The following is a 6,000-nucleotide window of genomic DNA, read 5'->3' as shown; positions in this document are numbered from 1 at the left end:
GGGTGCGGATGTCTTTTATAAAGACGCCGTAGGAAAGAATATCCTCAGACAAAATCTCTTTGAACCAACCCTTAACATCGAGGGAATGCCATACACCTCTACGGAATCAGAGTTATTCAATTCTACCCCAGTTGGTGTTGTAGCTCATAGAGCTGTTGCAAAATTCCAATCGAGAATTGTGCCTGATCAGACCGCAGAAGGCATGATCAATAAAGTCCGGGCTCATCTTGATAAGAGAGGTTATGAGGACATTGAAGTCAAGAAGCTTTATGGCTTTGGACCCGCCAGGACAAGCATAGATGAACCCATTGTACAGGCGGTCCTGAAGCTTTACAAGGATGAGGGGATGGCTTCACCGGCAATCCATCCTTCAGCTCCAGCGAGTTCGCCTACTAACGCATTCAACAACTCTTTGGGTATCCCTTGTATGTCAGGTGGACTTGGCCATGTTGGAAGGGGAAAGGAAGGAAACTATTTGGTTCTTGACGAACAAGAGAATATTGCTGGCTTGGTTAAGCTTGAGAGGTCCTTTATTCAGGTTCTTCAAAACTACGCTGAACTCGCAGGGTCCTGAAAGGGAACCCCTTTTCTACATGAGATGACAGTTCTATATGAATTAGAATTGTCAAATCGTAGAATTCCCTTTAATATTCTTCTCAAGCCTGTGCCGGCCTTTAACCTTTCGTCGAGAAATACTGCCCTCCTGATTTCGGACATGCAGAAACTAACCGTTGATAAGAATGGAGGTTGGTCTAAACTTATGCGTCTTAAAGGTGTGTCATCTGAGTTTGAAGATTACCATGCACACTTAAAGCGTGCCGTAAAAAATACAAGGAAAATTTTAACCAAGTGTAGACAACTTGGCATAAAGATCATTTTCACCAGGATTGTCTCCCAGACAAAAGACGGAACAGATATTGGGCGTCAGATATCCGTTTGGGACAAAGATTTTCCCTATGATCCAGATGATGAGACCCTTTCCTTTACTAATGAAAAAAAAGAAATTGTCCTTGACAAGTTATGCAGCAATCCCTTCAATTGCACGTTTCTGGAAGACCTTCTAAAAGAAATGGGCATAAAGTACTTGATCGTTTGCGGCGTTAGAACCCCTGGATATCTAAATGCCTTGGCATTTGATGCGGCGGACAGAGACTTTGGTGTAATTGTTGTCTCCGATGCTAGCGCAGGAGGTGTCTCAAACGGTACCCGACGACTCACTGGTGGTTTGATACGTGTCAGAAACTCTCAAGCAACTCTGGAGTTGTTAGAAGATGTTGTGGAGGGGGTTCTAGAGTGACTTATGTGCAAACGGTTCTCGGAAAAGTAGACCCCAAGGAGCTTGGTTTCACTCTTCCTCATGAGCACATAATATGTGACTCCACTCTCGGTCGCTCTTATTCTAATCGTGTGAAGAAACCTTCCTGGGGGAGCTATATGTGGTTCGATGACGTTAATGTGATGACCGAGGAGCTTAACTTATTCAGGAATGAAGGAGGAAGAACCATCGTAGAGGTAACTTGTCAAGGTTGGGGTAGGGACCCCATAGCTCTTAGAACGATATCCGAGAGAACAAATGTAAATCTTATCATATGTGCTGGATTTTATGTTGAGGAGTATATGCCTAGTTGGATCGAAAACAAAACTATCGAGCAACTGGCAGACTGGATCATCCGAGAGGTTGAGATCGGCTGCAACGCAAGGGAGAGCCACGAGGTCACCGACATAAAGGCAGGAATGATCAAGACTTCTACCAGCAGACCTGTTTATAGCCACAATGAGTTAAAGGGGCTAAGAGCCGTGGCAAAAGGGCATCTCAAGACGGGGATGCCGATAACTACTCATAATTCTGGCTCTATTCGGTATGAGCTAGAGGGTGGAAACATCGGAATGGATCTTTTGGATATATTAGAAGATGAAGGAGTAGACCCCGAAGCAGTCATTGTGGGCCACACTGATGAGAACGTTGATATCCGTAATCTTGTTAGGCTAGTGAAACGAGGGGCTTGGATTCAGTTTGACACTATTGGTAAGAATCACTATATATTGGACGAGACTAGGGCCGATCTTGCGGCATCTTTGAAGGCAAGAGGCTTATTGGGGCATCTTCTTCTAAGCCAGGACCGAAATAGGAAGCCTATGTTGAAAAAGTATAATGGACCAGGATATCTGGACATAATAAACCATTTTATCCCAATGCTTAGGGAGCGGGGTTTGACCTATGATGATATACATAAGTTGACAGTGGACAACCCATCGAACGCTTTGAGAAAGAGGAATGTATAAAGTCTGATAAACTTCATTTCCAGTCCTGTTATGAATTACACCTCTATCCCTGCCTTACCACTTCTTAGCGTAACCAGATCTGACGTAAAATCTCCGTTCCTGATTGATTTCCACTCCTTTACTGCTCAGGATTTTGTACAGCTAGGTTGTGATCTGTGGAAAGCTTCCACTCAGTAAGCTGCAGTGCTACATCCTAAAAAACCCACAATCAGCCGTGAGGTAGGGCCCACTTGGTTAGGGGGATCATGATTCTAAGGATAATATGCAATTTTTCATTATAAGTAACGCATTATAGTGTGCACATCACTATCACCTGCTTGCCCGTATAACCCGTTTGCATAGAGCCCCTCTCGCTCGTGCGCATGCTATAGATTTACAGGTAAAATAGGATAAAAAAAGCATTTTAATAATATGAAAAATATATTTTTTTGTAGGAATAAGAATGAGCGAAATAATCAAAGAGAAGCTTTTGAGACGGTTAGAGGCTATAACCAATGACTTCAACGGAGTGATGGGCATATCCATCAAAGATCTCGTCTCTGGAGACGAGTTTAATATAAATGAGAATGAGGTGTTTCCCGTTGCCAGCTCCATAAAAATTCCATTGCTAATGGAATTTTTCAGACAGGTAAAGTCTGGAATGCTCGATCTGTATAGTGAGATTACCATCCAAGAGGGAAACAAGACAAAAGGAAGCGGCGTTCTCAATGAACTAGGAGATGGCACGGTGACAATGTCTCTGCAAGATCTAGCCACTCTGATGATAATAGTGAGCGACAATACAGCAACCAATATGTTGATTGATAAAGTTGGAATGGACGATGTGAATCTCCTGATGCAAAATTTAGGATTGATGGAAACAAAATTACAGAGGAAGATGCAAGACTATCAAGCTGCTTTGAGTGGACAGGAGAATATTTCGACGCCTTTCGAGTTTATGAAACTGATGGAATGTCTCTTTAGAAAAAAGGGATTAGACGCCTGGGTGTGTGAGCAGACACTATCTGTTCTTAAAAAACCCAAGATAACCGCAATCAGCCTAGGAGTACCAATGGAACTTGAAATAGCGAACAAACCAGGAGGAATGATCGGAGTCAGCTGCGATGCGGCAATTATCTTTCAGCCAAATAGACCCTATGTAATAATTATACTTACCAAAGAGATCTCCTTGAGCGACGCTAGAAAGATCCTAGCAGGTAAACGGATAACCGAGGTCTCTAGCTTAGTATATGAATATTTCCAGTTTGAGTCCTCAGCCAACGTTTATGGGATGATAGTGCCTGAATCAGAACTCGCGTAAAGGAAATGGTAATCTATACGCATGTACAGACCTCCCGTATAAGATGACCGTAACCCCCCCTTTAGCTATGTCTTCTTCGGATCCCCCATTTTCTGCCTGAATAACGCAGATCTTTGAATACCTTAAGCCACGCGTGTGCGATGAATCCAAATACAATAGCTAATGTCGTATGAATGTTGAATATAACAATCATTTGAGATGAGAAATATGATTAAACACCATACTGTGACTTCAGGAAAGTAACTTCATCTTTGGATTCCAAAATTGGTGACGAAACATATGAAATTGACAGAATTCCCACAGACTAAACAGCTACATTCAATGCCTACGTGACGTACACCTAGAAAATCATTTATTATTCATTAACAAAATCGGTTCTTAGCGAAAGGCTACAAAGACCAATGAAATCTTCTTTATCTATTATTTATCCTATCTTTAAATCCCATTTTAGGCAGAATAAAGATGCCTGCTAAGGCGATTATGTGTTTATTGCTTTTTTTAATTCTGTAATAACTGTTTCCTTACCTATCGTTGATGTGAATGGTCCAAACCTAGGTCCCCTTGCCTTCCCAAGAAGAATTCTATATAACAACTGGAATAACCTTCCAGAAGGAAATTCTTCATCCCTAGCAACATCAAAAACAGAACTCTGGTAATCTTCCTCATCCATTGCCTGAGTTAGCGCTGTGATCAGGGAGCTGATCACCTTTGTCTCGTCCTTGTTAAGGGATACCTTTGGAAGTTCTGGTTCTCCAAAGTCCTCAATCCAGTTCAGGGCGTATTGTATCTTCTTTTCAAGCCCAATATCCCCGTCTTTAAGACTACCATAGGTATCAAGTTTGTCTCGGATGAACCTTGATTCGATGCCTTTTGGAGCAACCTTGGCAAGGTTCAATAGAAGGTTATAGGGAACGTGGATCGTAGGTTCCTCAGGGGGATCAAATATCCAAACATACTCATAAATCCCCGTGAGTTTGGACTTTTCCATATGATCTTTCACCTTTCTTTTTCCGAACCAAACGTCCTCAAGGTCATCTAGTTCATCCATGTGTGGCGGGATCGTCTCAACGGAGCCACTCTTGGTTCCTACGAACCTCTTTAGAATTAAGAGATTCAGAGACTGTGGTGATCCGTATCTGTACCAAACCTGGGGAGTAAAGACGTTTCCCGCTGATTTCGAGATTTTTTTCCCCCCCTGGTCAAGGAACATCTCATATTGGACATGCATAGGAGGCTCCCATCCGAAGATCTCTCTACAAATACGATCATTTACCCTAACAGAGTCTGCGATGTCTTTACCGAAAGCCTCGAACCGGATGTCTAAAGCGTGCCATCTGGCGGCGAATTCCACCTTCCAGCTCAGCTTACCTTGGCCGGCTGTGACATCCACCTTTCCTTCATGGCCACACCCTTCTAGCCACCTGCCCTTGACCTCCATACCCATACATCTGTAGAAAATTTTGTGTTCTTCAGGGATGTACCGGTAGGCGTTGGTGGTGTAGATACGGTTACAACTTTCACAAACCACGAAATAGGGGAGGGTATCCGTGTACTTTTCTTGGCCTAGCTCTTCCTTGATGATGTTCCCTATTTTATCATGGTTCTCCATGATTGCAACGATCTCATCATTAAGTATCCCCTCCTCATAGATCTTGGTTCCCGACATGAACGTATAATCCACGCCGCTGGTTTCTACTGCCTTAAGGAGTAGCGAGGTAATATGAGCTCCAAAGCTGTTATGACAACTACCTAGGACATCCGGGATCGAGGAGACCGGATATCCGAGCCATTCCTCCATTTCCTCTGGGAGACCCGCGGGAACCTTCCTGAGGCCATCCTTGTCGTCAGAGAAGGCAATGAACTCAGCATTGTATCCCTGGTCCTGCACAGCCTGAGCTAATGCGTGGTTTCTTAGGACGTCTGCTAGGCTCCCAATATGAGGTATCCCCGATGCCCCGATTCCGCTCTCTGTCCTAAAGCGATCTAGGCTCCTGCCGAGCTTTTTTTCCCGCTCAATCAGCTTGGCGGCTGCTTTATCATACCAGGTTCCACGTCCAATTACCTCAGGGTTCTCGCCACGTATATTGCGCATGACATTTACTCCGGAGTATATCCAGTGGTTATGCGAAGCCCTGTAAATATCTTGTTGTCTTATGACAAGGAAAAAGAGAGTTCGCCGGACCAGGGGAAGTATATTTAGGAAAATAGATCAGGAAAAGAAACAAATAATCTGCCTTCAAAAAGTTGAAACACTCTAGTAACTATACAAACGCCAAACTAAAACAATGAAAGACCCAAAAAAATTGAATAAAATAAGGGGATTTGATATATGTGAACCGTTACACATAGTTTGATCCAGGCGCTCCCCTTAGATCAACATCGATCCATATCGACACAAATCATAGCCTAAGGAACAA

General features: G+C 43.3%; 5 protein-coding genes. 4 read left to right on the top strand and 1 reads right to left on the bottom strand.

Annotated features, from left to right (window positions below; translation table 11 throughout):
• From QGG23_06685 to QGG23_06670, 4 genes are all read left to right on the top strand, one after another.
• The coding region (locus QGG23_06685; protein ID MDP6049109.1) for a hypothetical protein at positions 1-574 on the top strand (574 nt) is incomplete at its 5' end.
• A gap of 48 nt (positions 575-622) precedes the next feature.
• The gene (locus tag QGG23_06680) at positions 623-1,297 is read left to right on the top strand and encodes a cysteine hydrolase (protein ID MDP6049108.1); all 675 of its coding nucleotides are present in this window, start codon (positions 623-625) and stop codon (positions 1,295-1,297) included.
• The gene (locus QGG23_06675) at positions 1,294-2,283 is read left to right on the top strand and encodes a hypothetical protein (GenBank protein MDP6049107.1); all 990 of its coding nucleotides are present in this window, start codon (positions 1,294-1,296) and stop codon (positions 2,281-2,283) included. Before QGG23_06680 ends, QGG23_06675 begins: the two co-directional genes overlap by 4 nt.
• 442 nt (positions 2,284-2,725) lie before the next feature.
• Positions 2,726-3,583 carry a serine hydrolase gene (locus tag QGG23_06670; GenBank protein MDP6049106.1) on the top strand — a complete coding sequence of 286 codons (858 nt, stop codon included), beginning with the start codon at positions 2,726-2,728 and terminating at the stop codon, positions 3,581-3,583.
• Positions 3,584-4,061: 478 nt separating this feature from the next.
• On the opposite strand, the gene lysS is transcribed toward QGG23_06670, so the two are convergent.
• Complete coding sequence (gene lysS / locus QGG23_06665; GenBank protein ID MDP6049105.1) at positions 4,062-5,675, bottom strand: lysine--tRNA ligase; 1,614 nt, start codon at positions 5,673-5,675, stop codon at positions 4,062-4,064.
• Positions 5,676-6,000: the final 325 nt, after the last annotated feature.

The sequence above is a fragment of the Candidatus Bathyarchaeota archaeon genome, assembly GCA_030739585.1.
Taxonomy (GTDB): Archaea; Thermoproteota; Bathyarchaeia; order TCS64; family TCS64.
Note: the sequence above shows the minus strand (reverse complement) of the source record. Positions and strands in the feature narration are given on the sequence as shown.